This window comes from Mesorhizobium sp. B2-5-3 (genome assembly GCF_006441005.1).
GTDB lineage: Bacteria > Pseudomonadota > Alphaproteobacteria > Rhizobiales > Rhizobiaceae > Mesorhizobium.
On record NZ_VFUS01000003.1, the window covers coordinates 91,013 to 116,669 of the forward strand.

The 25,657-nt window shown below is 61.7% G+C and carries 26 protein-coding genes; 13 read left to right on the forward strand and 13 right to left on the reverse strand.

What is annotated here, in order from left to right; all coding sequences use genetic code 11:
- The first annotated feature begins 16 nt into the window (after positions 1 to 16).
- From FJ867_RS07845 to FJ867_RS07865, 5 genes are all read left to right on the forward strand, one after another.
- A complete protein-coding gene (locus tag FJ867_RS07845) occupies positions 17 to 1,564 on the forward strand; it encodes a trimethylamine methyltransferase family protein (protein ID WP_140817005.1) in 1,548 nt (515 codons plus the stop codon).
- A gap of 40 nt (positions 1,565 to 1,604) precedes the next feature.
- Positions 1,605 to 3,254 (forward strand): ABC transporter substrate-binding protein, encoded by a 1,650-nt coding sequence (locus FJ867_RS07850; protein ID WP_140817007.1) that lies wholly within the window; start codon positions 1,605 to 1,607, stop codon positions 3,252 to 3,254.
- A gap of 118 nt (positions 3,255 to 3,372) precedes the next feature.
- Positions 3,373 to 5,355, forward strand: a complete 1,983-nt coding sequence (locus FJ867_RS07855; RefSeq protein WP_140650051.1) for an FAD-dependent oxidoreductase — start codon at positions 3,373 to 3,375, stop codon at positions 5,353 to 5,355.
- A gap of 140 nt (positions 5,356 to 5,495) precedes the next feature.
- Positions 5,496 to 5,975 (forward strand): DUF3828 domain-containing protein, encoded by a 480-nt coding sequence (locus FJ867_RS07860; RefSeq protein ID WP_140624620.1) that lies wholly within the window; start codon positions 5,496 to 5,498, stop codon positions 5,973 to 5,975.
- A gap of 4 nt (positions 5,976 to 5,979) precedes the next feature.
- Entirely contained in the window at positions 5,980 to 6,585 is a 606-nt protein-coding gene (locus FJ867_RS07865) for a hypothetical protein (protein WP_140817009.1), read from the forward strand.
- 9 nt (positions 6,586 to 6,594) lie between these two features.
- On the opposite strand, the gene queF is transcribed toward FJ867_RS07865, so the two are convergent.
- A complete protein-coding gene (gene queF, locus FJ867_RS07870) occupies positions 6,595 to 7,056 on the reverse strand; it encodes a preQ(1) synthase (protein WP_140817017.1) in 462 nt (153 codons plus the stop codon).
- 141 nt (positions 7,057 to 7,197) lie between these two features.
- On the opposite strand from queF, the gene FJ867_RS07875 reads away from it, so the two are divergent.
- Entirely contained in the window at positions 7,198 to 9,243 is a 2,046-nt protein-coding gene (locus tag FJ867_RS07875) for an NADH:flavin oxidoreductase (RefSeq protein ID WP_140817019.1), read from the forward strand.
- A 128-nt stretch (positions 9,244 to 9,371) separates the two neighbouring features.
- Here the strand turns inward: FJ867_RS07875 and FJ867_RS07880 are convergent, their stop codons facing one another.
- Complete coding sequence (locus FJ867_RS07880) at positions 9,372 to 9,779, reverse strand: hypothetical protein (protein WP_140494186.1); 408 nt, start codon at positions 9,777 to 9,779, stop codon at positions 9,372 to 9,374.
- A gap of 146 nt (positions 9,780 to 9,925) precedes the next feature.
- On the opposite strand from FJ867_RS07880, the gene FJ867_RS07885 reads away from it, so the two are divergent.
- Complete coding sequence (locus tag FJ867_RS07885; RefSeq protein ID WP_224619525.1) at positions 9,926 to 10,324, forward strand: MarR family winged helix-turn-helix transcriptional regulator; 399 nt, start codon at positions 9,926 to 9,928, stop codon at positions 10,322 to 10,324.
- 60 nt (positions 10,325 to 10,384) lie between these two features.
- Here the strand turns inward: FJ867_RS07885 and FJ867_RS07890 are convergent, their stop codons facing one another.
- Entirely contained in the window at positions 10,385 to 11,119 is a 735-nt protein-coding gene (locus tag FJ867_RS07890) for a polysaccharide deacetylase family protein (protein WP_140817021.1), read from the reverse strand.
- 65 nt (positions 11,120 to 11,184) lie between these two features.
- Positions 11,185 to 13,257 (reverse strand): EAL domain-containing protein, encoded by a 2,073-nt coding sequence (locus FJ867_RS07895; RefSeq protein ID WP_140494180.1) that lies wholly within the window; start codon positions 13,255 to 13,257, stop codon positions 11,185 to 11,187.
- Between the two features lie 307 nt (positions 13,258 to 13,564).
- Between FJ867_RS07895 and FJ867_RS07900 the strand changes: the two genes are divergently transcribed.
- Both FJ867_RS07900 and tdh read left to right on the forward strand, forming a co-directional pair.
- Positions 13,565 to 14,752 carry a glycine C-acetyltransferase gene (locus tag FJ867_RS07900; protein ID WP_140494178.1) on the forward strand — a complete coding sequence of 396 codons (1,188 nt, stop codon included), beginning with the start codon at positions 13,565 to 13,567 and terminating at the stop codon, positions 14,750 to 14,752.
- A 52-nt stretch (positions 14,753 to 14,804) separates the two neighbouring features.
- Entirely contained in the window at positions 14,805 to 15,839 is a 1,035-nt protein-coding gene (gene tdh / locus FJ867_RS07905) for an L-threonine 3-dehydrogenase (protein ID WP_140494176.1), read from the forward strand.
- A 39-nt stretch (positions 15,840 to 15,878) separates the two neighbouring features.
- On the opposite strand, the gene FJ867_RS07910 is transcribed toward tdh, so the two are convergent.
- The 4 genes from FJ867_RS07910 to FJ867_RS07925 all read right to left on the reverse strand — a co-directional run bounded on the left by FJ867_RS07910 (position 15,879) and on the right by FJ867_RS07925 (position 18,717).
- Positions 15,879 to 16,526: a CDP-alcohol phosphatidyltransferase family protein gene (locus tag FJ867_RS07910; protein WP_181168334.1), complete on the reverse strand. Its 648-nt coding sequence runs from the start codon at positions 16,524 to 16,526 to the stop codon at positions 15,879 to 15,881.
- 4 nt (positions 16,527 to 16,530) lie between these two features.
- The gene (locus FJ867_RS07915) at positions 16,531 to 17,481 is read right to left on the reverse strand and encodes a phosphatidate cytidylyltransferase (protein ID WP_140494172.1); all 951 of its coding nucleotides are present in this window, start codon (positions 17,479 to 17,481) and stop codon (positions 16,531 to 16,533) included.
- Positions 17,478 to 18,116 (reverse strand): lysophospholipid acyltransferase family protein, encoded by a 639-nt coding sequence (locus tag FJ867_RS07920; protein ID WP_140495013.1) that lies wholly within the window; start codon positions 18,114 to 18,116, stop codon positions 17,478 to 17,480. Before FJ867_RS07920 ends, FJ867_RS07915 begins: the two co-directional genes overlap by 4 nt.
- Positions 18,117 to 18,273: 157 nt before the next feature.
- Entirely contained in the window at positions 18,274 to 18,717 is a 444-nt protein-coding gene (locus tag FJ867_RS07925; protein ID WP_140494170.1) for a MarR family transcriptional regulator, read from the reverse strand.
- 99 nt (positions 18,718 to 18,816) lie between these two features.
- On the opposite strand from FJ867_RS07925, the gene hmgA reads away from it, so the two are divergent.
- The 3 genes from hmgA to FJ867_RS07940 all read left to right on the forward strand — a co-directional run bounded on the left by hmgA (position 18,817) and on the right by FJ867_RS07940 (position 21,819).
- Entirely contained in the window at positions 18,817 to 20,130 is a 1,314-nt protein-coding gene (gene hmgA / locus FJ867_RS07930) for a homogentisate 1,2-dioxygenase (RefSeq protein ID WP_140565151.1), read from the forward strand.
- 119 nt (positions 20,131 to 20,249) lie between these two features.
- Positions 20,250 to 21,263: a fumarylacetoacetate hydrolase family protein gene (locus FJ867_RS07935; RefSeq protein WP_140670060.1), complete on the forward strand. Its 1,014-nt coding sequence runs from the start codon at positions 20,250 to 20,252 to the stop codon at positions 21,261 to 21,263.
- A 19-nt stretch (positions 21,264 to 21,282) separates the two neighbouring features.
- Positions 21,283 to 21,819 carry a DinB family protein gene (locus FJ867_RS07940; protein ID WP_140817026.1) on the forward strand — a complete coding sequence of 179 codons (537 nt, stop codon included), beginning with the start codon at positions 21,283 to 21,285 and terminating at the stop codon, positions 21,817 to 21,819.
- A 9-nt stretch (positions 21,820 to 21,828) separates the two neighbouring features.
- Here FJ867_RS07940 and FJ867_RS07945 read toward each other — a convergent pair whose 3' ends face one another.
- From FJ867_RS07945 to hppD, 3 genes are all read right to left on the reverse strand, one after another.
- On the reverse strand, positions 21,829 to 22,206 hold the full coding sequence (locus tag FJ867_RS07945; protein WP_140494162.1) for a type II toxin-antitoxin system VapC family toxin: 378 nt from the start codon (positions 22,204 to 22,206) through the stop codon (positions 21,829 to 21,831).
- Positions 22,203 to 22,427, reverse strand: coding sequence for a type II toxin-antitoxin system prevent-host-death family antitoxin (locus FJ867_RS07950; protein WP_140557060.1), 225 nt, complete (start codon positions 22,425 to 22,427; stop codon positions 22,203 to 22,205). Before FJ867_RS07950 ends, FJ867_RS07945 begins: the two co-directional genes overlap by 4 nt.
- Positions 22,428 to 22,496: 69 nt before the next feature.
- Positions 22,497 to 23,609: a 4-hydroxyphenylpyruvate dioxygenase gene (gene hppD / locus FJ867_RS07955; RefSeq protein WP_140565155.1), complete on the reverse strand. Its 1,113-nt coding sequence runs from the start codon at positions 23,607 to 23,609 to the stop codon at positions 22,497 to 22,499.
- A gap of 138 nt (positions 23,610 to 23,747) precedes the next feature.
- Here hppD and FJ867_RS07960 point away from each other — a divergent pair, with 138 nt between their 5' ends.
- Positions 23,748 to 24,215 (forward strand): Lrp/AsnC family transcriptional regulator, encoded by a 468-nt coding sequence (locus FJ867_RS07960; RefSeq protein WP_140494158.1) that lies wholly within the window; start codon positions 23,748 to 23,750, stop codon positions 24,213 to 24,215.
- Here the strand turns inward: FJ867_RS07960 and FJ867_RS07965 are convergent.
- Complete coding sequence (locus FJ867_RS07965) at positions 24,212 to 24,550, reverse strand: TIGR01244 family sulfur transferase (protein ID WP_140494156.1); 339 nt, start codon at positions 24,548 to 24,550, stop codon at positions 24,212 to 24,214. The two genes, FJ867_RS07960 and FJ867_RS07965, sit on opposite strands and share 4 nt — an antisense overlap.
- Positions 24,551 to 24,694: 144 nt before the next feature.
- Positions 24,695 to 25,636 (reverse strand): zinc ABC transporter substrate-binding protein AztC, encoded by a 942-nt coding sequence (gene aztC, locus FJ867_RS07970; RefSeq protein ID WP_140565156.1) that lies wholly within the window; start codon positions 25,634 to 25,636, stop codon positions 24,695 to 24,697.
- Between the last annotated feature and the right edge of the window lie 21 nt (positions 25,637 to 25,657).

Consider the following 25,657-nt stretch of genomic DNA (forward strand, 5'->3'; position numbering starts at 1 on the left):
GAGGAATGGAGTTGCCATGAACGCACCGGCCGCTGTGACCGAACACGCCAATCGTCGAGCCGGCGGCCGCCTGGGGCGCAAGGCGCTGCGGGGAGCTCCGGTAACGTCGTTTCCGACACTGGTCCGCCAAATCCCCGTCTATCAGATGGTGCCGGACGAGGCAGTGGAACTCATACACCAGGAATCGCTCGCCATCCTGGAGGACGTCGGATGCGAGTTCCGCGACGATGAGGCCATCGAAATGTGGAAGGCCGCCGGCGCGGACGTCTCCGAGACAAGAGTGCGGATCGACCGCGCCTTGCTGATGGAGCTCGTCTCGAAGGTGCCGTCGGAGTTCACGCTCAACGCGCGCAACCCTGAGCGTACGGTGCGCGTGGGCGGAAAGAATTCCATCTTCGTGCCGATGTATGGCGCGCCTTATGTGCGTGACCTCGACAATGTCAGGCGCTACGGCACGCTCGCCGACCTCAATAATTTCCACAAGCTCGCCTACATGGCGCCGGCCCTGCACTCCTCGAGCTCGATCATCTGCGAGCCGATGGAAATAGCGGTGCCCAAGCGTCACCTCCACATCATCCATTCGGCGCTGAAGCATTCCGACAAGCCGTTCATGGGCATCGTGACGTCGAAGGATCGGGCGGAAGACACGATGACGATGGCGGGCATCGTGTTCGGTGAGGATTACGTGCGCGACAACCCTGTGCTGGTGTCGATCACCAACTGCAATTCACCGCTGGTATGGGATGCCACCATGCTGGATGCGATGAAGGTCTATGCCCGTCACAATCAGCCGCTGATCCTGGCGCCCTTCGCGCTCTGCGGCGCCTCGACCTCGGCCTCGGCCGTGGGCGCGGTGGCGCAGGTCAATGCCGAGGCGCTTGCCGGTGTAGCGTTCACCCAGCTCCTGCGTCCCGGCTCGCCTCAACTCTACGGCCAGTTCATGGTCACGGTCGACATGAAGACCGGCGCTCCGATGGGCGGCACGCCGGAGGCCGCGCAGATGATGTATCTAATGGGCGCGCTGGCGCGGAAATACGGGCTGCCGTGGCGCACGTCCGGCTTCCATGTCGGCTCGAAGCTGAACGATGCCCAGGCCGGCTACGAGGCGAACATGCTTATGCATGCCGCCATCCTTGCCGGCGCCAACTACATCTGGCACTCGGCCGGATGGCTCGAGGCGGGTCTCACCTGCGGCTATTCGAAATTCGCGACCGACTGCGAACAGCTCGTCGGCTGGTACAAATATGCCGGCGGGCTGCCGTTCGACGATTTCAAGGAAGCGATGGCCGCCATCCGCGAGGTGGGGCCGCAGGGCCATTTCCTCGGCACACAGCACACGCTCGAGCATTTCGAGCGAGCCTTCTTCATGCCCAGCATCATGGATTTCAACTCCTACGAACAGTGGAAGGCCGAAGGGGCGAAGGACCATGACACGCGCGGCCGCGAGAAAGCGCGCAACATGCTGGCCGATTATGAGGAGCCGAAGCTCGATGAGGGCATCGCAGACGGTCTCAGGGATTTTATCGCGCTGCGCGAGGAGAAACTGCCGGACAGCGTTAGCTGACAGGACGAAGATCTGACGGGAACCACAAGGGAGGAAAAAAATGACGCTTTTCAAAAGCAATGGTGATCGTGTTCCAAGCGCCATAGAGGCGATGGCAAAGGAGGCGCGTGCGGGTCGGATCGACCGACGCGAATTCCTGGCGCTGGCAAGCGCCTTCGGGGCATCGACGGCTCTGGCCTATGGCATGATCGGCCTTGCCGCGCCGACGGACGCCTTGGCCGAGGAGCCGAAGAAGGGCGGAACGCTGCGTGTCTCGATGTCGGTCAAGGCGCAGAAGGATCCGCGCACCTACGACTGGGTTGAGCTTGCCAACATCTCGCGCACCTGGCTGGAGCCGCTTGTGCGCTATACTAGGGAGTTCACCTTCGAGCCGGTGTTGCTCGAAAGCTGGGACATCAACGACGACGCCACCGAATATACGCTGCATGTGCGCAAGGGCGTTACCTGGAACAATGGCGATACCTTCAACGCCGATGATGTGGTGCACAATGTGACGCGCTGGTGCGAGAAGGGCGTCGCCGGCAACTCCATGGCCGCGCGTGTCGGCGCGCTGATCGACGCCAAGACCGGCAAGGCAAGGGACGGCGCGATCACCAAGATCGACGACAACACGGTCAAGCTGAAGCTCTCCGAGCCCGACATTTCGCTGATCCCGAACTTCACCGACTATCCGGCGCTCGTCGTCCACCGCAATTTCGATGCCGATGGCGCCGATCCGATCAAGAAGCCGATCGGCACCGGACCCTTCGAGCTGGTCTCTTACGATGTTGGCCAGAAGGCTGTCGTCAAGCGCCGCGAGAACGGCAAATGGTGGGGCGGCGAAGCTCCGCTCGACGGCGTCGAATTCATCGACTACGGCACCGACTTCAACGCCACGGTGAATGCCTTCGATTCCGGCGAAATCGACCTCAATTTCGAGTCGCCCGCCGATTTTATCGACATCCTCGACAAGATGGGGCTGGAGAAATCGGAGGTGGCGACCGCGACCACCCTGGTTGCGCGCACCAACGTCACGCACAAACCCTACGACGACAAGCGTGTTCGCAACGCGCTCCAGATGGCGGTCGACAACAACGCGGTGCTGCAGCTTGGCTACAGCGGTCGCGGCACGGTCGGCGAAAACCACCATGTCAGCCCCATCCATCCGGAATATTACCCGCTGCCCAAGAAGGAGCGTGATGCCGCTGGCGCCAAGAAGCTGATGGCGGAGGCGGGTCAGGCCGACTTCGAGCATGAGCTGATCACCATCGAGGACGATTGGCAGAAGAACACCGGCGATGCCATCGCGGGCCAGTTGCGCGAGGCCGGAATCAAGGTGAAACGGACGGTGCTGCCGGGCTCGACGTTCTGGAACGACTGGACGAAATATCCCTATTCGATGACGATCTGGTACATGCGCCCGCTCGGCGTCCAGGTGCTGGCGCTCGGCTATCGCACCGGCGAGGCCTGGAATGAATCGGCGTATTCGAATCCCGATTTCGACGCCAAGCTCAAGCAGGCGCTATCGCTGATCGACGTCGCCAAGCGCAAGGAGGTGATGAAGGATGTCGAGCAGATCCTGCAGGATTCCGGCGTCATCATCCAGCCGTTTTGGCAGAAGCTCTACAGTCATACGAGCAAGAAGGTGAAGAACTACGGCGTCCACCAGACCTTCGAAATGGACCTCCAGAACGTCTGGCTGGACGCCTAGCTGCAATGGTTGGCGAATGCCGGCACCCCTTTCAGGTGCCGGCTGTCCGGCAAAAATCGATTTTGGCCGCGGGCGCTGGCGCTCGGGTGCTGCCGCTAAGGCTTTTGAGGAGCGGTACATGTCTGGGCAGGTCTTCAACCGGTTGTTCACGCCGATTGCTCTGCGCGGCAAGACCTTACGCAACAGGATCGTGTTCGGAGCCCATACCGCGAACATGGCGGTAGAGGGACTGCCGACAGAACGGCATGTCGGCTATTATGCCGAACGCGCTATCGGCGGCGCGGGCATGATCGTCGTCGAGCCGATGCCGGTGCACCGGGCCGCGATTCTTACCCGCGGCAACTTCCGTCCTTCCGACGACAGCGTGATCCCCCATTTCCGCAAAGTGACGGAAGCGATCCGCGGCAACGGCGCCGTCGCCATCCAGCAGCTCTATCATGTCGGTCAGCACGCGGACGCGGACAACTCGTTCCATGCGGGCTGGTCTCCTTCCGGACTGCCGAGTTATCACGACTCTGACGGTTCGCATCGAATGTCCGGAGCCGAGATCGAAGAAACGATCGACGGTTTCGTGCAGGCGGCGCGCCGTTGCCGCGAGGCCGGTTTCGACGGCGTCGAGGTCTGGGCGGCGTATCATTCGATGCTGGACCAGTTCTGGACGCCCTGGTCGAATCGCCGCGACGACCGGTGGGGCGGCAGCCTTCAAAATCGCACCCGGATGAGCCGTGAGGTGATGAGCAGAATTCGCCGGGAATGCGGCGATGATTTCATCATCGGCCTTGCGGTCAACGACGAACCGGAAGTCGAAGTGGCGCTGAAGCGCGAAGCATTGGCCGAGATAATCGACCTCCATGACCGCGATTCTTTGATGGATTATGTGACTTGTGGAACGGGCTCCTACTTCGATTTCTACAAGATCATCCCGACCTTTGTTTATCCGGAAAAGCTCGGCGCCGACCTGGCGTCCGTGCTCAAATCCACCGTGCGCCACGCGTTGGTCACCGCCGAGAGTCACATCCGTACGCCGCAGAATGCCGAAAGTGTGCTGAGCGAAGGCCACGCTGATCTGGTTTCCATCGTGCGGGGGCAGATCGCCGATCCGCACCTGGCCGCAAAGGCCGCCGCCGGACGGCCGGAAGACATTCGCGGGTGCCTGTCCTGCAACCAGATGTGCTGGGGCCGACGCAGCCGCGACTACTGGATCAGCTGCGTCATCAATCCCTCGGCGGGGCGGGAATGGGAATGGGGCGGAGATCGCTTCGCCCCGGCTAGCCAACCCAAGCGCGTACTGGTCGTCGGCGGCGGTCCCGCCGGCCTCGAAGCGGCGCGTGTAGCAGCCGAACGCGGTCATCGTGTCACGCTGGCCGAGGCTTCCGACCGTCTTGGGGGGCAGTTCCGCCTTGCGGGGCTGCAACCGCGCCGCGCCCAGATTCTGGATCTGATCGACTGGTACCAGCGCCAGCTCAGCCAGCTTCAGGTCGACGTCCGGTACGGACAATATGTCGAGGCGGAGGATGTCGAGCGCGAAGGCGCGGACCACGTCATCATCGCAACCGGCTCGATGCCGTCAGACGGCGCTTTCCAACGGGCATTGCCGCAGTGGGAAAGCATCCCGGGCGGCGGGCTGGTTCTCTCGGCCGAAGCCGTGATGGCCCGTGAGGCGAGACCAGGCAAAAATGTTATCTTGCTCGACGATGGCGGCAATTGGAAAGGGTGCGGCACCGCCTGGAAACTCGCCGAGGACGGTCACAATGTGACGCTTGTGACACCTGACGCCCTGGTTGGCAAAGAGCTTCAGCGAATGGCAGTCGACGCGCCGCTGCGCCGCGCACTCGCCAGGCTGCGGGTGCGGTTTTTGACCGAGAGCGCCATCGTTCATTGGGACGGGAAGGCCGCCAGGGTCGCTTCCCTGCTCGACGGAACCGAGCAGGACGTCGAAGCCGATGCGCTGATCTTCGCCACGACGAGTATGGCAGCCGACATGCTTTCCATCGAGCTCGACAGGCGCAAAATTGCCCACACGTCGATTGGTGATTGTACCGCCTCAAGGCAGGCGGCTTTTGCCATCCATGATGGACGCAAGGTGGCGCTTGGTCTCTGATCGCAGTCTTGGCACGCGCGCCTGTCGGATGGCCTGCATCGGCGGCGAGCCGCCCTCGGGCTTCATGAGCCGCAAAAAAGCCGATATGCAGGATGCGTGCTACTGGATTGCGCCAAGCCATCAAAAGCCGGAGATTCTGCATGAGACTGACAGTGCTCCTTGCCGCCCTTTCGACGGCCTTTCCCGCTGTCGCCCTGGCCGGTCCGGCGTCGGACGCCGTGAAATTCTTCTATGTTCCGGAGGTCAAGTTCGAGGCCGACGCAAAATACCGGGATCGCTTCACCGAACCGGTGACGAGACTGTTCGACCTCAACGATCAGGCAACGAGGAAGAATCCGGACCAGGTCGCCTGCATCGATTTCGATCCGGGCCTCGATGCGCAGGATTTCGACCAGAAGACCGTCTCCAAGACCCTGAAAGTATCCGAGATGGTGGATGGCGATACTGCCCAGGTGGTGGCGAGCTTCAGTCTCTTTCCGGAAGGAGACGATGCACAACGCGAAATGCATTGGTCGCTGAAGAAGATCGACGGCAAGTGGAGGATATCGGACATCGCATCGAAGACCAGCGACTGGACGCTGAGCCAGCTCGAATGCCTGGCGGGCCAAGATCCGGAGTGATCCGATGGCTCGCCGCTGGTTCCTGGCGCTGTCGGCCGTGTGCATGATGGCGGCGGACTTGGGTGGCGCCGCCGCGCAGGGGCTGCTCGGCGCGCCGCCGGCAAACGCTCCGGCGGCCACCGCGCCCGACGCCAACGGGTCGCCGCCAGCGCCTGCACCTCGCGCAGCCGCCGAGCCGGCAACACCACCGGCTGCCTCGCCGAGCGAACCTGCCGCCCCAATTCAGCCGGGCTCGCCGACAGCGGTGGTGCGGCCATTCTACGACCAGGTCGGCTTGGAGGTCGATCCGTCGCAGCGCCGCCATTTCGTCGATCCGGCGAAAACGGTGCTCGACAAGAGCGATGCGCTGCGCAAATCCGGGCAGGGCGAGTGCCTGGACCCCAACATGGCGCTCGACAATGCCGACTATGACAAGGGCGAGATCGACAAGAGCCTGAAAACGCTCGAGGCGATCAATGGTGACCAGGCCAAGGTCATCGTCGCCTTCGTCGTCGCCGGCAACCCGCACCGCCTTGAGTGGAAGTTCAAGAAGGTCGATGGCGAATGGAAGATATCGGACCTGCTATCGGTGACCGGTGAATGGGCACTCAGCCAGTACCAATGCGAATGATGGTTCGAGCTAGCCTCGCCCGCGATAGGGCGCCACTCCGCTCTCGGGCAGCCAGGCGCCTTCCGGCGGTGCGCCCGTCTGCCAGAACACGTCGATCGGAATGCCGCCGCGTGGATACCAATAGCCGCCGATGCGCAACCATAGCGGGCTCGTTGCCGCCACGATGCGGCGGCCGATCATGACGGTGCAATCCTCATGGAAAGCACCATGATTGCGAAACGAGGTCATGAACAGCTTGAGCGACTTCGATTCCACCAGAGCAGCGTCGGGTGCGTAGTCGATGACGATGTGGGCGAAATCAGGCTGGCCGGTGACCGGGCACAGCGAGGTGAATTCCGGGCAGGTGAAGCGCACGATGGCCGGCGGGCCGTCGCCGCGCGAAAACGGCACGGTTTCCAGGACCGCCGCTTCCGGGCTCTGTGGCGTCTCGACATGCGCGCCGAGCTGGGTGAGGGTTTTGGTATCGATCATGGACGGCTCCTTTCCTGCCTGTCGCCGGAAGCACGCTTCCATGGCGGTCGGCGCGAACGAAGATTGGAATAAACGCCGCAATCCACTCAGGGGCGGCGCATCTGGCCGCTCAATAACACAATTTGAAACCGCAGGAAGACGATGACCAGCAACGATCCGCTTCTCCAGCCCTATCAGCTCAAGCATCTGACGTTGAAGAACCGGGTGATGTCGACCAGCCACGAGCCTGCCTATTCGGAAGACGGCATGCCCAAGGCGCGGTACCGGCTCTACCACACGGAGAAGGCCAAGGGCGGCATGGCGCTGACAATGACCGCCGGCTCGGCCATCGTTTCACGCGACAGCCCGGCCGCCTTCGGCAATTTGCATCTCTATGATGACGGGATCGTGCCATGGCTCGCGGAACTGACCGACGCCTGCCACGAGCATGACTGCAAGGTGATGATCCAGATCACTCATCTCGGCCGTCGAACCGGCTGGAACAAAGCCGACTGGCTGCCCGTGCTGTCGGCTTCGCCGGTGCGGGAGCCGGCACATCGCGCCTTTCCCAAGACCATCGAGGATTGGGATATAGAGCGCATCGTTTCCGACTATGCTTCCGCCGCCCAGCGCTGCCAGGCCGCCGGTCTCGACGGCATCGAATTCGAGGCTTACGGCCATCTGATGGACGGCTTCTGGTCTCCGTCCACCAACCATCGCGACGACGAGTTCGGCGGCTCGCTCGACAACCGGCTGCGGTTCACCGACATGGTTCTCGACGCCGTGCGGGCGGCCGTCGGCGAAAAATTCGTCGTCGGCATACGCATGGTCGCCGACGAGGATTTTTCGCAAGGCCTGTCGAAAGAGGAGGGCGTCGAGATCGCCAGGCGGCTGGCCTCATCAGGCAAGGTCGATTTCCTCAACATCATCCGCGGCTCGATCGAGACCGACGCGGCACTGACGAAGGTCATTCCGGTGACCGGCATGCGCTCATCGCCGCATCTCGACTTCGCCGGCGAGGTGAGGGCGGCGACGAAATTCCCGACCTTCCACGCGGCGCGAATTTCCGACGTCGCAACCGCGCGCCACGCCATCGCCGCCGGCAAGCTCGACATGGTCGGCATGACCCGCGCCCACATCGCCGATCCGCACATCGTCCGCAAAGTGATGGAAGGGCGCGAGCACGAAATCCGCCCGTGTGTCGGAGCCACCTACTGCCTCGACCGCATCTACGAAGGCGGCGAGGCGCTCTGCGTCCACAATGCGGCGACCGGCCGCGAGGCGGACATTCCGCATATCATCACCAAGGCCGAGGGACCAAAGCGAAAAGTCGTCGTCATCGGCGCTGGTGCAGGCGGACTGGAAATAGCGCGCGTGGCCGCGGAGCGCGGCCATCAGGTGACGGTGCTGGAGGCATCGGGCCAGGCCGGCGGGCAGGTCAGGCTGGCGACGCAGAACCCGCGCCGCAAGGAATTGATCGGCATCGTCGACTGGCGGCTGGCCGAACTCGACCGGCTCGGCGTCGAGATCCGCTACGACAGTTGGGCCGAGAAGGACGACGTTCTGGCGTTGTCGCCCGATGTCGTGGTGATCGCCACCGGCGGACTGCCGCAGAATCCGCCGCTGATGGCGGGCGACACTCTTGTCACATCGAGCTGGGACATCATGGCTGGCAGCGTCAAGCCGGCTGAAAACGTGCTGCTCTATGACGACAATGGAGGCCATCAGGGAATGGGCGCTGCGGAACTCGTCGCGGCTGCCGGTTCGAAGCTGGAACTGGTTTCGCCGGAGCGATTCTTCGCGCCGGAAATGGGCGGCATGAACCACGTACCCTACATGCGTGCCTTCCAGGAGAAGGGGGTCACCATCACTATCAACACAAGGCTGCGCTCGGTGCGCCGCGAGGGCAATCAACTGGTTGCCGAGCTTGCCTCCGATTTCGCCGACGGCTGGCGCGGCGAGCGGCGGGTCGACCAGGTGGTGGTCGAGCATGGCACGGCGCCGCTAGACGACCTTTACCTCTCGCTGAAGCCATTGGCGACGAACGGCGGCGCCATAGACTATGAGCGGCTGGTGAGTGGCGGCGACATTTTTCCCGACCGCAATCCGCAAGGATCTTTCGTGCTGTTCCGCATCGGCGATGCCGTCGCCTCGCGCAACATCCACGCCGCCATCTATGACGGCATCCGGTTCGGGCTAAGGATTTGAAAGGCTGCTGTCGCTAACAATTTCGAGGAGGCGCGCAACGGAACCTCCGCAAGGAGAGCCATCTGCTGCCTTGGTTCGTTGCGCGCCGCGTACGCCGCCTGCTTGCGCCGGCACCGTACGATCCGTGATCAGAACATTCTGGCGGTGGCCATGCAGAGCACGGTGAGAACCAGCAGCCAGGCGGCGATTCGCTCGCCTTGGGCCATCTTCGCGCGCAGGGCAGGTTCGGTGGCCGCGTCGGCGCCAACAAGCTGCGTGCTGGTGCGGCGGACCATGGTGCTGAGCACTCCAGCCGCAGCGAAGGCGGCAACGATGCCGAGGGCCAGCACCATTTCCATCGGGCCGAAATAGGCACCATGGAAAAAATACCAGAGCAGCGCACCGGTGAGAAACACCATGCCGGCCGCTCCCATTTGCGGTCCAATGAAGCGTTCAGCCCGGATCTCGGGGTCGCGCGCCAGCGTGATGGTGGTGCCGGCCCAGAACACCCCCGCCATGACGTGAAGACCGATGGTGATGATGTAGACATATTGCATACCAGCTCTCCTCTCTTGCCCGCCGTCGCCTAAATAGTTAGAGATCTAACTGTTAGATGTCAATGTATAAATGAGTGCCAGTTCCATCCGTGGAAAACACCGTCTAGTGTCCTGCCATGACGCCCTTTGAACGCCCGCCGGTCGGCATGAATCTCGGCCGCACCGCCAAGCTTGTTGCACAGGCCTTCGACACCGCGTTGGTTGAAGCGGGCGGCACGTTGCCCGTCTGGCTTACTCTGCTGTCGGTCAAATCGAGCAAGCTTGCCAACCAGCGTGAGCTTGCCGGAATGATCGGCATACAGGGAGCGACGCTCACCCATCATCTAAACGCGATGGAGGCGCAGGGATTGCTGACGCGCCGCCGCGACCCCGTCAACCGCCGGGTCCATCTGGTGGAATTGACAGAGGCCGGAGAGGCGATGTTCGAGACACTGCGCAAGGCGGCGCTTGCCTTCGACAAGCGGCTGCGCGTGGGCCTGTCAGACGACAGGCTGGCGGAGTTTGCGCAAGTGCTGGCGACCTTGCGGGCCAATGTGGAAAGCTGACGATGTCCAGGCGCGCCACGTAAATCTCTTTCGACACTACGCGCTCTAGGGATCGCCCGCTCAGTCGTCATAGCTCTGGATTGTCCCAAAAGCATAGCCGCGCTGCTTCAGCGCTGTAATCAGCCTGGTCAGTTTCGTCTTGCCGTCGAAGCCGTCCTGGAACATCTCGTCATGCATGAGCAGGATCATCTTTCCGCACTTGACGAAGCGGCCATAGCCGAACAGGTGATCGATCTCGCTGACCAAGTGGTCGACGCTCTGCACCGGCTTGCCTGTGTCGTCATGCACCCACTCATGGTCCCAGCCATAGAGATAGAAGCGGGAAGCGGCGACGAATTCATAGTCCGGCTCCTCACGGCCTTCCTGCGCAAGGCCGAGCGAGGTGTCGTTCTTCGACATTGAAGGCAGTCTGAACACGTCGCGCCCAGGCAGCCTCGCATGAACCGCTGGAGCGAGCCCGAGCACGGCGTTGGCCCGCAGCATGTCTGCCACCACGCCTTCCGTATCGGCATAGAAATGCTGGTAGCGGTTGTTGGCGTGGCTGTAGCTGTGATTGCCGACCGTCACCAGCGGCCGAGCTTTTGCGCGTCTGACTAATGCCTTGTTGCCCGCGCTCGCCTGCGCATGCATGCCGACCATGAACAACGTCGCCGGCACCTGCTGCGCTTCCAGCACGTCGAGGATGTTGCTGGTGCCGTTCAGCGGTCCGTCATCGAAAGTCAGATAGATGGTGCGATCCACTGCATAAGCGGGAAATGCGGCGAGCATGGTCAGCAAAGCAAGCAGAAGCGGCATCGGAACTACCCGTTTGCACAGGGCGCCATCTCGGTGATGAGTTGTCAAGCGCGGGTGAGGGCTGCCTACGCCAGGCTTCCCTGCAGCACCGTTAGCCTGGCCTTCTTCGGCATGCGGGCGCTCAGCCAGTCACGGGCTTTGTCCTGCGGCATCGGGAAGGCGATGGAGTAGCCCTGCACCTGGTCGCATCCGATGGCCATCAGTGAATCGAGTTCGGCTTCGGTCTCGGCGCCCTCCGCGACGATCGAGATACCAAGGCCGCGCGCGAGCTCGGTGATGGCGCGCACGATCTTGGAGTTGTCACCGTTCTCATGGATGTTCTGGACGAAGCGGCGATCGATCTTCAGCCGGTCGATCTCGTTGGGATTGACGTGGCTGAGCGACGCGTAGCCAGTGCCGAAATCGTCGAGCTCAAGATGGACGCCGGCGGCCCTGATATGGCGTAGCTTTGCCGCGATGCCTGTCTTCTCGTCATCGAGAATGACGGATTCGACGATTTCCAGCGACAGTTTCTGCGGCGGTAGGCCGGCCTTCTCAAGCGTCTCGAACAGGAAAGCATCGAAGTCGTGCTCGCGCAATTCGGTTCCGGATACGTTGACCGCAAGTCGTCCGAAAGCAATGCCGTCGCGGTTCCATTCGGCGGCTTCGTTGATCGCCTTGCTGATGACGATGCGGCCGATATCAGGCATGAAACCGCATTTCTCGGCGACGGGAATGAATTCGCCAGGCGAGATCATGCCGCGCTCGGCATGGTTCCAGCGCACCAGCGCCTCGATGCCACTGATCGTGCCGTCGCTCAGTGAAACCTGCGGCTGGAAATAGACCTGGAATGCCTGCTGTGAAATGGCAACCTTGATGTCGTGCTCGAGTTGCTTGCGATAATCGAGTTCGCGACGCAATTCCTCGGAGAAGAACGAGAAATTGCCGCCGCCCATCTTCTTGGCGGAGTAAAGCGCCAGATCGGCGTGAACCAGCAGGTCCTGGGCGTTGTCGGCGTCGATCGGATAGACGGCGATGCCGCCGCTGGCGCCCGGTAGAATGGTCGTGCCCTGGAAGACGATCGGCTCGTTGATGTGCGCAAGAATGCGCCGTGCCAGCATGTTGATGTCTTCGCTGCCGCCGGCGCCGTTGAGGATCATCACGAACTCGTCGCCACCGAGGCGCACGCACAGATCCGACGCCCGACAGGAATCGCGCATGCGCTGGGCCGTGATGACCAGCACATAGTCGCCGGCGGCGTGGCCGAGCGTGTCGTTGATCTGCTTGAACCGGTCGAGATCAAGCTGCACCACCGCAAGACGTTCGCGCCGACGATGCGCGCTCTTGATCAGCGTGTCGAAATGGTCGGTCAGGAATGTGCGGTTGTGCAGACCTGTCAGCCCGTCATGAACGGCGATGAAGGCCATCGAATTGCGCGCATCGACGAGTTCGCGCGTCTTGCGCAGGATCGCGTTTGACATGGGCCGGAAGATGAACAGCGCCACCAGAACGATGACGCCGATCGTGGCGTAAAACAGCGTGCGGTGCAGATCGAGCATCTTTTCGGATCGTTCGTCGGCGAAAGCGCTGATGCGCTGGCCCAGCGCCGAATAGCCCGACAATGTTGCGTTGGCGACCGAGGCGTCGAGGGTGACGCGCTCGTAACCGCCCTTGTAGCCGCCATTGTCGCCGAGTGCGAGTTGGGACGAGAAGGCCGATACCAGGCGTTCGCCATTGGCGACCAGCCCGACGGAAAAATAGTCGAGATGGAAAGGCTTGCCGAAAAGGACGTTCTCGATCGTCTTCGGATCGAGCCTGGCCGGCGACTTTGGATCGGCGGCCGTCTGCTTGAGCAGCAGGTCATAGTTGGTTTCGAACTCCGCCGTCGCCTGCTTGAGCGCGTTGACGAGCGCCGGCTGCTTGTCGCGCGAAGCAGCACCGGTCGCACCGGCGAGGAAGACGATGCGCTGCGACAGCGTCTTTTGCGTGCTGACGATATCGAGCAGCGTATGGTTGTGGCGTTGGGTGGCCATCACCTGCTGCAGCAGGATGAAGGAAGCCACCACCATGGCGGCGATGATCAGCAGCGCCAGCCAGTAACCAGCCTTGATCAGCAGTATGAGCTTGCCTGAAACGGTTTGCACCGGCTGCTGCGACATCTTGGGGGGCGGCCCTCTCGCCAACGGATTCCTGTATGAGCATCATTGAACTGCAAACATTAACAGGACTGGAAATCGACAGCTGGCCGACAAGGGGAAAGGCTTAAAGATCGCGAAATGGTTATCGGCCTCTTTCGCGGCCGGTCCGTATTTGAACATTCGCCGGCCCCACGTGATCCGGATCGTCTCTCGAGCCATGCCTGCGGCATCCGTTCGACATTACCCAGCCACCTGATCCGGTCGCTTTTGCGGTGGATTTTTTGTGCGTGCGGGACGACAGTCGGCCCACGTCAAACGAGGCACGATCATGACCGCAGCATTTCTCTCCCATATCGACGGTGAACTTGAGGGGCTCAGATCGGCCGGACTGTACAAGTCCGAGCGGGTGATTTCCTCCACGCAGTCGGCTGAGATCGATGTCGGCGGCGAGAAGGTGCTGAATTTCTGCGCCAACAACTATCTCGGCCTCGCCGACAGCCCCGACCTGCGCGAGGCCGCAAAGCACGCGCTCGACCGCTACGGCTACGGCATGGCTTCGGTGCGTTTCATCTGCGGCACGCAGGAGGAGCACAAGCAGTTGGAAGCGACGATATCGTCCTTCCTCGGCATGGACGACACCATCCTCTACGGCTCCTGCTTCGATGCCAATGGTGGACTGTTCGAGACGCTTCTGGGCGAGGAGGACGCCATCATCTCCGATGCGCTGAACCACGCCTCCATCATCGACGGGGTCAGGCTGTCCAAGGCCAAGCGCTTCCGCTACGCCAACAACGATATGGCGGATCTCGAGGCGCGGCTGAAGGAGGCGAAGGATTGCCGGTTCCGGCTGATCGCCACCGACGGCGTGTTCTCGATGGATGGCATCATCGCCAATCTCGCGGGTGTGTGCGATCTGGCCGAAAAATACGATGCCATGGTCATGGTCGACGACAGTCACGCGGTCGGCTTCGTCGGCAGGAACGGCCGCGGCTCGGCTGAGCATTGCGGCGTCGAGGGCAGGGTCGACATCATCACCGGTACGCTCGGCAAGGCGCTGGGCGGCGCTTCCGGCGGCTACACGTCCGGCAAGAAACAGGTGGTCGACTGGCTGCGCCAGCGCTCGCGGCCCTATCTGTTTTCCAACACGCTGATGCCGGCGATCGCCGGCGCCTCGATCAGAGTGTTCGACATGATCCGCAATGGCGATGCCCTGCGCGAGCGCCTATATGCCAATGCGGAACGGTTTCGGACACAGATGGGGAAGCTCGGCTTCACGCTGGCAGGCGCCGGCCATCCGATCATCCCGGTCATGCTGGGCGATGCCAGCTTGGCGCAGGAGATGGCGGCGCGCATGCTGCAACGCGGCATCTATGTCATCGGCTTCTCCTTCCCGGTGGTGCCCAAGGGCCAGGCGCGCATCCGCACGCAGATGTCGGCTGCGCATTCCAGCGCCGACATTGATCGGGCGGTCGAGGCTTTCGGTGCGGTTGGCAAGGAACTAGGTGTGATTTCCTGAGCGACCGGCGCCGCAAACCGCTTCCGGATCAAGAGATTCAAGGGACAAAAGAATGTCGAACATGATGAAGGCGCTGGTGAAGGCCAAGGCCGAGCCGGGCATCTGGATGGAAGAGGTGCCGGTGCCGGAAATCGGCCCCAACGACGTCCTGATCAAGGTGAAGAAGACTGCGATCTGCGGCACCGACGTCCACATCTACAATTGGGACCAGTGGGCGCAGAAGACGGTGCCCGTGCCGATGGTGACCGGCCATGAATTCGTCGGCACCGTCGCGGATTTCGGCGCCGCGGTCACCGAATACAAGGTCGGCCAACGCGTGTCGGGCGAAGGCCACATCGTCTGCGGACATTGCCGCAACTGCCGCGCGGGCAGGGGGCATCTGTGCCGCAACACGCTCGGCGTCGGCGTCAATCGCCCGGGCGCCTTCGGCGAGTACCTGGCGATCCCACAGCACAATGTCGTGCCGATCCCGGACGATGTGCCGGACGAGATCGCCGCGATCTTCGATCCCCTGGGCAATGCGGTTCACACCGCATTGTCATTTGATCTGGTCGGCGAGGACGTGCTGGTCACCGGCGCCGGACCGATCGGCATCATGGGCGCGCTGGTGGCGCAATGCGTCGGCGCCAGGAAGGTCGTTATCACGGATATCAATCCGGTTCGGCTGGATCTTGCGCGCAAGCTTGGCGTCCAGCACGTCGTCGACGCCTCCAAGGAAAAACTGAGCGACGTGATGCCGGCGCTCGGCATGACGGAGGGTTTTGATGTCGGCCTGGAAATGTCGGGGGCAGCCCCCGCCTTCCGCGACATGATCGACACCATGAACAATGGCGGCAAGATCGCCATCCTCGGCATTGCGCCGACCGGGTTCGAGATCGACTGGAACAAGGTCATCTTCAAGATGCTGCATCTCAAGGGCATCTATGGCCGCGAGATGTTCGAGACCTGGTACAAGATGATCGCGCTGGTCCAGGGCCCGCTCGACGTCTCAGGCCTGATCACGCACCGCATCGGCATCGATGATTTCCAGGTTGGATTCGACGCGATGCGCAGCGGCAGTTCGGGCAAGGTGGTGATGGACTGGTGATCGATGCGCCGGGAGTCTCAGGCTTCGAGGCTGGCGATGCTAGGGTCGCCTGGTTTTCAGCCATCGCACCTGTCGCCATGCGCGCCGCAACGCAGTTGCGGCGGCGCCGATGGCAATGGCGGCGAGCGCAAGCGTCAAGACTTCGTTGTGGCCATTCCAAAGGAATTCTCCGGTAGATAGCAGTGCCGCGACGGTTGCGACTGCCATGCGATGTGGCTTGGCCATCGGTCCGGTGAAATCGCTCGGCGTCTCGTTGGCCCGCCCCAATTCCCGCACATAGGCGGTGAGAACCGAAAAACAGGCCGCTGCCCAGCCAAGGCCAGGCATGCCGATGCCGTAACCTATGCCGGCCATGACGGCGATATCGGCGAGCCTGTCCGGGAACTCGTTCCAGAACGGCCCGTCGGCCGACGCCTTACCGCCCTCGACGGCGACCATGCCATCGAACAGATTGCACAGCAGCCGCAGTTGGCAAAACAGCGCCGCGCCCAGCAACAGCAGCGAACGAGAAGTGCCGCCGCTCTGCCCGCCAAGCCAGAAAGCCGTGCCTGCCAGCGCGCCGGCGAGGATACTGGCCTGCGAAATCTGGTTGGGGGTCACGGAGAGTGCGGCGAGACGTCTGGCCGTCGCTTGTGCCCAGCGCGTGTCGCGGCTTGCAAGTGGTCTGCGATCGCCCGTGTTCATCACTGCCTCATCCCGGTGACCAGAAATAACGAGTGAGATGGAAGAAGATCGGAGCGGAGAAAACCACCGAATCCAGCCGATCTATCAGGCCGCCATGGCCGTCGATCAGATGGCCCCAATCCTTCACGCCGCGGTCACGTTTGATGGCGGACATCACAAGGCCGCCGAAAAAACCCATCAGCGTGATCAGGAAGGCCATCGCGCCCGCCTGAAGCGGAGAGAACGGCGTGATCCACCACAGGCCAGCGCCGATGAGGCTGGCGCTTGCAACGCCGCCGAGGAAACCTTCAAGCGTCTTGGACGGCGAAAGCTTTGGTGCGATCTTCGTATGCCCGATCGCCTTTCCCCAGATGTATTGCAGTACGTCGCTCAATTGCACGACGATGACAAGGAAGGCTATCAGAAGCACATTGCGACCCTCGTAGCCGGGAATATGCAACGTCAGAAGAGCCGGGACGTGGGAGGCGCAGAAAACGCAGATCATCAACGCCCATTGCACCTCGGCAATTCGAACGAGGAAGTGCTGGGTGTCGCCCCGTGTGGCTGAGATGATTGGCATCAACAGGAAGGCGTAGACCGGGATGAAAACAGAAAAGATCCCGTAGTCCTCGATCCAGAGCAGCACATACTGTACCGGCAGCACGACGAAAAACGCCGTGGCCAGCGCCCAGTGGTCGGCACGCCGGGTGTTGGTCAGCGTCACGAATTCGCGAAGTGCGGCGAAGGAACAGAAGCCGAAGAGAAGCAGGACGCCGATCCGCCCGGCGATGAATGCTATGGCGATGAGGATCGCCATTACCCACCAGGCATTGATACGGGCGTTGAGGTTCTCGATGGCTGGGTTGGAGCCTTCTGGCGACAGCCGTCGCTCCAGGATATGCCCCACGAAAGAGGCCACGAGCAGGATCCCGCAGACGCCGAGCACGAGAACCATCATATCGAATTGGGTTGAGCTCATTCCGCTGCCTTTTTCGGTGCCAGCGCCAGCAGCGCCCCACGTGCCCGCTCGAGGAATATATCCTTGCTCTCGCCATCAGCCAGGTTCATTGGCTCGCCGAACGTCACGGTGCAGATCAGCGGGATAGGCACGAATTCCCCTTTCGGCATCACCCGGTTGAGATTGGCGATCCATACCGGCACCAACTCGAAATCCGGGTGCGATGCCGCTAAATGGAACAGGCCGGACTTGAATGGCTGCAAGGACGCGTCGGATTGGTTGCGCGTGCCTTCCGGGAAGAGAATGAGCGAAGAGCCTTCCCTCATCGCCTCTCCCATGCTTTCGACAGGATCCATCGTGCGTCCATCGCGATTGCGCTCGATCAGGACGGCATTGAAAACGTCACGGCCGATGAAGGCTCGGACTTTTGATTTCAGCCAGTAGTCGGCACCCGCTACGGGACGCACCCGCCGCCGCAGGCGCGGCGGCAGAACAGCCCAGATCAAGATGAAATCGCCATGGCTGGAATGATTGGCAAAGAAGATCGAGCGACGCCGAGGCAATCTGCCTTCATGCCAAAACGGCCGCACAGCGGTGATGGCTCTGGCAAACAGCAAGACGACCACGGCCACCGGCCTCGCGAGCAGCGACTTCATTCTTCCCCCAATTCGCCCGTCGATGATCACTGGCTGACATACAGCACTGAAAATCCGCCACCGAGCAAGCAGCGATCGAAAATGACCGCCAGACAGTCTCTGCTTCAAGGCGCTGTCGCGTCGAGCCACCGTCTCATATTCTATCGGCCGATAGCCGCTATCTCAGACCCAACGCGCTTTCCAATGACGCAACGCCTTTGACGATGGAGGCTTGCTGGTCGGCGCTCAGCTGGGCCAGCAGTTCCCGTTCGAAAGCCTTCGCCAGTGGCACCATCTCGCTATAGGCCGCAAGTCCGGCTCTGGTCAGCGCCAGGTGCTCGACGCGGCGATCGTTCTCGTCAGTGGTTCGGATGAGCCAGCGGCGACGCTCAAGCTCCGCCACGGCACGCGAAACCTTTGTCTTGTGCATCGCCGACTGCGCGCCGAGTTCCGTCGCGGTCATTGTGCCGCGCTGGCCAAGCCCCGAAAGCGTACGCCATTCCGGCCGTGTGAGGCCGTGACGCTCCTTGTAGATCCGAGAGAATTCGCGGCTCAGCGCATCGGCCAGCCGATACAGCCGGTAGGGCAGAAAGCTTTCGAGTTCCAGGATTTCGGATTCCATGACCAGCCATCGAGAAATGCCCGCGCACGGCATTGATAGTTACATTTTGGATGGTTACAAATGAAACCAATTTGGTCAAGCATTCGCGAGGAGGAAGCGATGGCCTTTTCCTACATGCCGGGTTTCGGTAACGATTTCGAAACCGAAAGCCTGCCGGGTTCGCTGCCGCACGGGCGTAATTCACCGCAGCGGCCGGCCTACGGCCTCTATGCCGAGCAGCTCTCCGGTTCGCCCTTCACCGCGCCGCGCGGCACCAATGAGCGCTCCTGGCTTTACCGCATCAGGCCGAGCGTCAGACATACCGGGCGCTTCAAGTCGGTGAGCTATCCCTTCTGGAAAAGTGCGCCCAATGTCGGCGATCATGAGCTGGCGCTCGGCCAGTATCGCTGGAGCCCGGTGCCGATGCCGAAGGAGCCGACCGACTTCATCGCCGGCATGCGCTCGATCACCACCGCCGGCGACGTGCTTGGGCAGACCGGCATGGCGGCGCATGTCTATGTCGCCAACAGGTCGATGGTCGACGACCATTTCTTCAACGCCGACGGCGAGTTGCTGGTGGTGCCGCAGGTGGGCGCCTTGCGCTTCGTCACCGAGATGGGAGTCATCGAGCTCAGGCCCGGCGAGATCGCGGTCCTGCCGCGCGGTCTCGTGTTCAAGGTCGAACTGGTCGATGCCGAAGTGCGCGGCTATGTCTGCGAGAACTACGGCGCCAAGCTGACGATGCCCGACCGCGGCCCGATCGGCGCCAACTGCCTGGCCAATCCGCGCGATTTCAAGACGCCCTGCGCCTGGTTTGAGGAGAAGGAGACGCACTGCCGGCTGATCGTCAAATGGTGCGGACATTTTCATGTCACGGAAATCGGCCATTCGCCCCTCGATGTTGTGGCGTGGCACGGCAACTATGCACCCTATAAATATGATCTGGCGGCGTTTTCGCCGGTTGGTGCGATCCTCTTTGACCACCCCGATCCGTCGATTTTCACGGTGCTGACGGCGCCGAGCGGCGAGGAGGGCACCGCCAACATCGATTTCGTCATCTTTCCGCCGCGCTGGCTGGTGGCGGAGGATACGTTCCGCCCGCCCTGGTATCACCGCAACATCATGAGCGAGTTCATGGGGCTGATTCACGGCCAGTACGACGCCAAGGAAGAAGGGTTCGTTCCCGGCGGCATCAGTCTGCACAATCTGATGCTGGCCCATGGCCCGGATGCACCTGGCTTCGAAAAGGCCTCGCGCGCGGATCTGAAGCCCGTCAAGCTCGACAACACCATGGCCTTCATGTTCGAGACCCGGTTCCCGCAGATGCTGACCCGCTACGCTGCCGAACTCGACACCAGGCAGGACAATTACATCGACTGCTGGGCCGATCTGAAGAAGCGCTTCAATGGCACGCCCGAGGGCGATTGGTCCTGAATGGATCGCTGCCGTCGGAAAACTGCCTTCAGGAAAGTTGAGCCGGCGGCTTGACGATCGCCCATAACAGCTTTGTTGTGGGCCAAGCGGCGCAAGGCCGCGTCAGGAGAGGAAACCGCATGAAGCTTGCTACATTGAAGAACGGGACGCGCGACGGAAAGCTCGTCGTCGTCTCGCGCGATCTTACACGCTTCACCGACGCCTCCTTCCTGGTGCCGACGCTGCAGGCGGCGCTCGACGATTGGCGGCGGATTTCGCCGCATTTGGCCGCAATGGCGGAGTCGCTCGAGAGCAATGCGGTGCCGTCGGCGCGCTTTCACGAACATAATGCCCATTCGCCGCTGCCGCGCGCCTATCAATGGGCTGACGGTTCGGCCTATGTGAACCATGTCGAGCTGGTGCGAAAAGCACGCGGCGCCGAAATGCCGGCAAGCTTCTGGACCGACCCGCTGATCTATCAGGGCGGCTCCGACAGCTTCATCCCGCCGCGAGACCCGATCCGCACGGCCGACGAGGCCTTTGGCATCGACATGGAGGCGGAAGTCGCGGTCGTTGTCGATGATGTGCCGATGGGCGCTGGCCTTGAAAAAGCGTGGGAGGCGATTCGCCTAGTGATGCTGGTCAACGACGTGACGCTGCGTGCCATTACCGGACCGGAACTCGCCAAGGGGTTCGGCTTCTTTCAATCCAAGCCGTCCTCGGCCTTCTCGCCGGTCGCGGTGACGCCGGACGAGTTGGGCGAGGCCTGGGATGGCGGCAAGGTCAGCCTGCCGCTGCTTGCCGACCTCAACGGCAAACCTTTCGGCCGGGCGAATGCCGGCGTCGACATGACGTTCGATTTCCCCGCGCTCATCGTGCACGCGGCGAAAACACGGCCGCTGGCGGCCGGCACCATCATCGGCTCCGGCACCGTCTCCAACAAGCTCGGCGGTGAGCCTGGCAAGCCTGTCTCGGCCGGCGGCGCTGGCTATTCCTGCATCGCTGAACTGCGCATGATCGAGACCATCGAGAGCGGCGAGCCGAAGACGCCGTTTCTGCGTTTCGGCGACACGGTGCGCATAGAGATGAAGGACAAGGCCGGGCATTCGATCTTCGGCGCCATCGAGCAGACGGTCGAGAAATATGAAGGGTGAGGGCGCAAGAAGTTGAAGGATGAACCTGCTTGATCATCTGCGCCGAATGGCCCGCAACAACCGCTGGTCGAACGACCGGCTCTACCGCGCCGTGCTTATGCTGGGGCCTGGTGAATTCGAAGCCAATCGCATCAGCTTCTTCCCGTCGATAAGGACGACGCTCAACCACATCCTTGCGGTCGATCTTCTCTATCTCGATTTTCTGGAGCAGGGCGGTATCGGCGCCGCGGTGTACGATGATTTCGTGCCGTTCGATAACGCAGCCGATTTGTCAGTGGCCCAGATCAAGTTCGACCGCAGGCTGATCACCTTCTGCGATGCCTTGTTGGAAGCCGACCTCGACCGCCATGTCATCACTGACCGGCGTGGAGACGGCATGATCCCGGAAAAGATCGGCGATATCCTCGCCCATGTTTTCCTGCATGACATCCACCATCGCGGCCAGGTGCACGCGATGCTGTCCGGCACGTCGGTCGCGCCGCCGCAACTCGACGAGTTCCTGCTCGATTATGATTTGAAGCTGAGGCAGGAGGAGGTTGGACGGCTGGGTTTGTGAGACCACTGCTTATGTCAGGGCGACGTCGTAGCGGGCGAAATGCGGGTCGGATGTCATGATGGTTAGTTTGTCCATTTGCGCCTGCGCAATCAGTAGTCTGTCGAATGGATCGCCATGGTGGTGGGGTAGGCCAGCGACAGCGTTCGCATGCTGGAAGGTGACGGCGAGCGGCTGAAATTGCATCCTTGGAAGCAGTGTTGGCAGATCATCCGGCGCATCGAGTTTTCTGATTGAGCGCTTGATGGCAATTTCCCAGACGCTTGCCGCGCTGGCGAACACCACCGCTTCCGAAGCCAGGATGGCGCGGTAGTGCTTGCTGAGACGTCGATCGTCCGAAATCGACCAAAGGATGATATGTGTATCGGCGAGAAACGGGCCGATCATCATTTGACGTACTCGTCCCATTCGGGGCCGAGTTCGTCAAAATCGTCCGCAATCCAGATCTTGCCTTTCAACGCGCCGATACGCGGCAAGGGTTCCGCCGTTGCCGGAGGCACGATACGCGCAGCTACCTTGCCGTGACGCGTGAGTACAATCTCTTCACCGGCTTCCGCGCGGCTGACGAGTTCCGACAATTTGGCCTTGGCCTCGGCGATGGAAACATTCATGGCTCGATCCTTTGTGACCATAATTTAGGTCATAATTTATCGAACCGCAAGCCGCCGGTCGGGATCGATCTACTCCGCGGCCTGCACCTTGATCACGCCGCGCTTGATCTGGTCCTGCTCGATCGATTCGAACAGTGCGCGGAAATTGCCTTCGCCAAAGCCTTCGTCGCCCTTGCGCTGGATGAATTCGAAGAAGATTGGTCCGATCAGGGTCTTGGAGAAGATCTGCAAGAGGATCTTCGTCGTGCCGCCGTCGACCACACCTTCGCCGTCGATCAAAATGCCATGCTTCTTCATGCGTTCGAGCGGCTCGTCATGGCCGCTCACGCGTGCATGCGACATCTCGTAATAGGTCTCCGGCGGGCCGGGCATGAATTTCAGCCCGTTGGCGGCAAGCTTGTCGGTGGCCTCGTAGATCGCGTCGGTGCCCACCGCTATGTGCTGGATGCCCTCGCCATTGTACTTCTTCAGATATTCGGCGATCTGGCTGGTGTCGTCCTTGGACTCGTTGAGCGGAATGCGGATCTTGCCGCAGGGCGAGGTGATCGCCCGGCTGACCAGCCCGGTGATCTTGCCGTCGATGTCGAAGAAATGGATCTGCTTGAAGCCAAACAGGTCGCGGTAGAAATCCCACCATTTGTCCATGTTGCCGCGGTAGACATTATGCGTGAGGTGGTCGAGGAAATAGAAGCCGACGCCTTCCGGCCTGGGGTCGCGTTTGCCCAGCCATTCGAATTCGGCATCATAGGCCGAACCCCTCTCGCCATAGGTTTCGATGAAGTAGAGCAGCGAGCCGCCGATGCCAACGATCGCCGGCACGTCAAGCGTCTTGTCGGCGCCTTCGTAAGGCGTGGCTCCTTTCGATACCGCGTGTTCGAAGGCATGCTTGGCGTCCACGACCCGCCACGCCATCGAGGAGGCGCATGGGCCATGCTTGTCGACGAACTTCATCGCATGCGAGCTGGGCTCGGCGTTGACGACATAGTTGATGTCGCCTTGCCGCCAGACGGTGATGTCCTTCGTGCGATGCCTGGCCACGGCTACGTAGCCCATGCGGGTGAACAACTCGGCCAGCTTCCGCGGCTCCGGATGCGCGAATTCGACGAACTCGAAACCGTCGGTGCCGGCGGGGTTGGTCTTGCTGATCTTGGCGGGCGGGGCGTCGTGCGGGAAGGGACCCATGATAATCCTCCGGAAGCTGGCTTGGCCTGCATAGGCCATCTCAACTCATCATAGCGCGGGCAGGTCGCACGGTGCTTGCATTCAAACGCTTGAAATGTTTATCTGATGCATGAAATGTGCATGGTTTTTGGAAGTATCATGAATGATACGCGTCTTGATCAGTTTGATCGCAAGATATTGGCGCTGTTGCAGTGTGACGCACGGCTCACCAACAACGACCTTTCGGAGCGGGTGAACCTCTCGGCCTCGCAATGCTCGCGCCGCCGCCAGCGGCTTGAGGAGGACGGCTATATCAAGGGCTATCGCGCCGTGCTTGACCGCGACCGGCTGGGCTTTTCGCTGGTCAACGTCATCTCGGTGACCTTGGCCACTCACAACCGCGACAATGCGCGGCGCTTCGGCGAACTGGTGGCGCGGCTGCCCGAAGTGCAGGAGGCGCACGCGCTGACCGGCGAAATGGATTATATCCTGAAGGTGGTTACGCCCGACCTGAAATCATTGTCGGAGTTCGTCAATGGCGTGCTCTTGCCCCACGAATCTGTGCAGCACGTCAAGACGGCGATTGTGCTCGAGACGCTCAAGGAGACGGGCGCGCTGCCAATCTAACCCTTCGACTGCTGAATCAGCCCATAGAGATTGGTGCAGCGGGCGCCGGAACGGCAGTAGGCGAACACCGGGCCTTCCAGCTCGTCGAGCGCTTGTCCCTGGTCCTCGACATTCTCCGCCGTGATCTGGCCGCTGATGACGGGGATGTAGCGGAAGGCAAGCCCGGCAGCCTCGACTGCGGCCTTGAGCGTGTCGGCCGAAGGCTGGCCGGGCTGCTCGTCGTCCGGCCGGTTGCAGATCACGCTCTTGAAGCCGGCTGCCTTGATGGCGGCGACGTCCTCGGGCTGGATCTGGCCCGAGACCGAATAGTCCTCGCTGATCTCGCGGTATTCCATTGTGGTGTCCTCGCAATCTGGTTGGGCAGTCTTGCCACTCCCCGGCACGGCCGGCAATCCACGCCGAGGGATTTCTCTGCCAAATAGCGAGTGCTGACCGGAAAATCCAACCGGGCCGCGAGGGCCCGGTTGGGTCGGAGCGGCTCAACTGCCGAGGATCGCGCCTTTGATCTGCGTGATGTTGTTGTGCATCATGTCGACATAGGTCGAGGCCGGGCCTTCGGGCTGCGACAGCGCGTCGGAATAGAGCGTGCCGCCGACCTTGATGCCGGTCTCGCTGGCGATCTGCTCGATCAGGCGCGGATTGGTGATGTTCTCGACGAAGATCGCCGCCGCTTTGTCCTGCTTGACCTGCTCGACCAGCTTGGCGACGTCGGCGGCCGACGGTTCGGAATCCGTCGAGACGCCCTCCGGCGCTAGGAAGGTCAGGCCGTATTCGTGCTCGAAATAGCCGAACGCGTCATGCGAGGTGATGACAACGCGTTTTGCCTCGGGGATGGACTGGATCGCCGCCTTCACTTCACCTTCGAGCGCGTCGAGCTTCTTTGTGTAAGCCGCGGCGTTGGTCTGGTAGCTGACGCAGCCATCATTGTCGGCCGCGCAGAACGCTTCGGCAATGTTCTTCACATAGATCTTGGCGTTGGCGATCGACTGGAAGGCATGTGGGTCGGTGACCGTCTTGCCGCCGCCGGTACCCGCGCCCTCCGCCGCGTCCGCATCGGCGAATTCCGGTTTGAAGTCGATCGCCGCCACGCCCTTGGTCAGGGTGACGATCGAGGCCTTAGTGGCGCTGGCATCGACCAGCCGCTGTAGAAAGCCCTCGAAATGCAGGCCGTTGACCAGCACCAGATCGGCGCCCGCCATGGCTACCGCATCAGCCGGGCTCGGCTCGTAGACATGCGCATCGCCGTCGGGTCCCACGATGGTGGTGATGTTGACGCGGTCGCCGCCAACATTCCTGGCGAAATCAGCAATGACGGTAAAACTTGCGACCACTTTCAAGGGCGCCGCAAAGGCCGACGACGCGTCGAGAGCAGTTAATGTTATAACGCTCATCGTAAGGGCGGCGCGGATCGATTTCAACATGGGCGGTCTCCTTGGAGGCTG

What these genes read in the sequence shown, in the direction of transcription:
- FJ867_RS07845 (WP_140817005.1), top strand. Translation starts at nt 17, where the DNA reads ATGAACGCACCGGCCGCTGTGACCGAACACGCCAATCGTCGAGCCGGC.
- FJ867_RS07850 (WP_140817007.1), top strand. Translation starts at nt 1,605, where the DNA reads ATGACGCTTTTCAAAAGCAATGGTGATCGTGTTCCAAGCGCCATAGAG.
- FJ867_RS07855 (WP_140650051.1), top strand. Translation starts at nt 3,373, where the DNA reads ATGTCTGGGCAGGTCTTCAACCGGTTGTTCACGCCGATTGCTCTGCGC.
- FJ867_RS07860 (WP_140624620.1), top strand. Translation starts at nt 5,496, where the DNA reads ATGAGACTGACAGTGCTCCTTGCCGCCCTTTCGACGGCCTTTCCCGCT.
- FJ867_RS07865 (WP_140817009.1), top strand. Translation starts at nt 5,980, where the DNA reads ATGGCTCGCCGCTGGTTCCTGGCGCTGTCGGCCGTGTGCATGATGGCG.
- queF (WP_140817017.1), bottom strand. Translation starts at nt 7,056, where the DNA reads ATGATCGATACCAAAACCCTCACCCAGCTCGGCGCGCATGTCGAGACG.
- FJ867_RS07875 (WP_140817019.1), top strand. Translation starts at nt 7,198, where the DNA reads ATGACCAGCAACGATCCGCTTCTCCAGCCCTATCAGCTCAAGCATCTG.
- FJ867_RS07880 (WP_140494186.1), bottom strand. Translation starts at nt 9,779, where the DNA reads ATGCAATATGTCTACATCATCACCATCGGTCTTCACGTCATGGCGGGG.
- FJ867_RS07885 (WP_224619525.1), top strand. Translation starts at nt 9,926, where the DNA reads ATGAATCTCGGCCGCACCGCCAAGCTTGTTGCACAGGCCTTCGACACC.
- FJ867_RS07890 (WP_140817021.1), bottom strand. Translation starts at nt 11,119, where the DNA reads ATGCCGCTTCTGCTTGCTTTGCTGACCATGCTCGCCGCATTTCCCGCT.
- FJ867_RS07895 (WP_140494180.1), bottom strand. Translation starts at nt 13,257, where the DNA reads ATGTCGCAGCAGCCGGTGCAAACCGTTTCAGGCAAGCTCATACTGCTG.
- FJ867_RS07900 (WP_140494178.1), top strand. Translation starts at nt 13,565, where the DNA reads ATGACCGCAGCATTTCTCTCCCATATCGACGGTGAACTTGAGGGGCTC.
- tdh (WP_140494176.1), top strand. Translation starts at nt 14,805, where the DNA reads ATGTCGAACATGATGAAGGCGCTGGTGAAGGCCAAGGCCGAGCCGGGC.
- FJ867_RS07915 (WP_140494172.1), bottom strand. Translation starts at nt 17,481, where the DNA reads ATGAGCTCAACCCAATTCGATATGATGGTTCTCGTGCTCGGCGTCTGC.
- FJ867_RS07920 (WP_140495013.1), bottom strand. Translation starts at nt 18,116, where the DNA reads ATGAAGTCGCTGCTCGCGAGGCCGGTGGCCGTGGTCGTCTTGCTGTTT.
- FJ867_RS07925 (WP_140494170.1), bottom strand. Translation starts at nt 18,717, where the DNA reads ATGGAATCCGAAATCCTGGAACTCGAAAGCTTTCTGCCCTACCGGCTG.
- hmgA (WP_140565151.1), top strand. Translation starts at nt 18,817, where the DNA reads ATGGCCTTTTCCTACATGCCGGGTTTCGGTAACGATTTCGAAACCGAA.
- FJ867_RS07935 (WP_140670060.1), top strand. Translation starts at nt 20,250, where the DNA reads ATGAAGCTTGCTACATTGAAGAACGGGACGCGCGACGGAAAGCTCGTC.
- FJ867_RS07940 (WP_140817026.1), top strand. Translation starts at nt 21,283, where the DNA reads ATGAACCTGCTTGATCATCTGCGCCGAATGGCCCGCAACAACCGCTGG.
- FJ867_RS07945 (WP_140494162.1), bottom strand. Translation starts at nt 22,206, where the DNA reads ATGATGATCGGCCCGTTTCTCGCCGATACACATATCATCCTTTGGTCG.
- FJ867_RS07950 (WP_140557060.1), bottom strand. Translation starts at nt 22,427, where the DNA reads ATGAATGTTTCCATCGCCGAGGCCAAGGCCAAATTGTCGGAACTCGTC.
- hppD (WP_140565155.1), bottom strand. Translation starts at nt 23,609, where the DNA reads ATGGGTCCCTTCCCGCACGACGCCCCGCCCGCCAAGATCAGCAAGACC.
- FJ867_RS07960 (WP_140494158.1), top strand. Translation starts at nt 23,748, where the DNA reads ATGAATGATACGCGTCTTGATCAGTTTGATCGCAAGATATTGGCGCTG.
- FJ867_RS07965 (WP_140494156.1), bottom strand. Translation starts at nt 24,550, where the DNA reads ATGGAATACCGCGAGATCAGCGAGGACTATTCGGTCTCGGGCCAGATC.
- aztC (WP_140565156.1), bottom strand. Translation starts at nt 25,636, where the DNA reads ATGTTGAAATCGATCCGCGCCGCCCTTACGATGAGCGTTATAACATTA.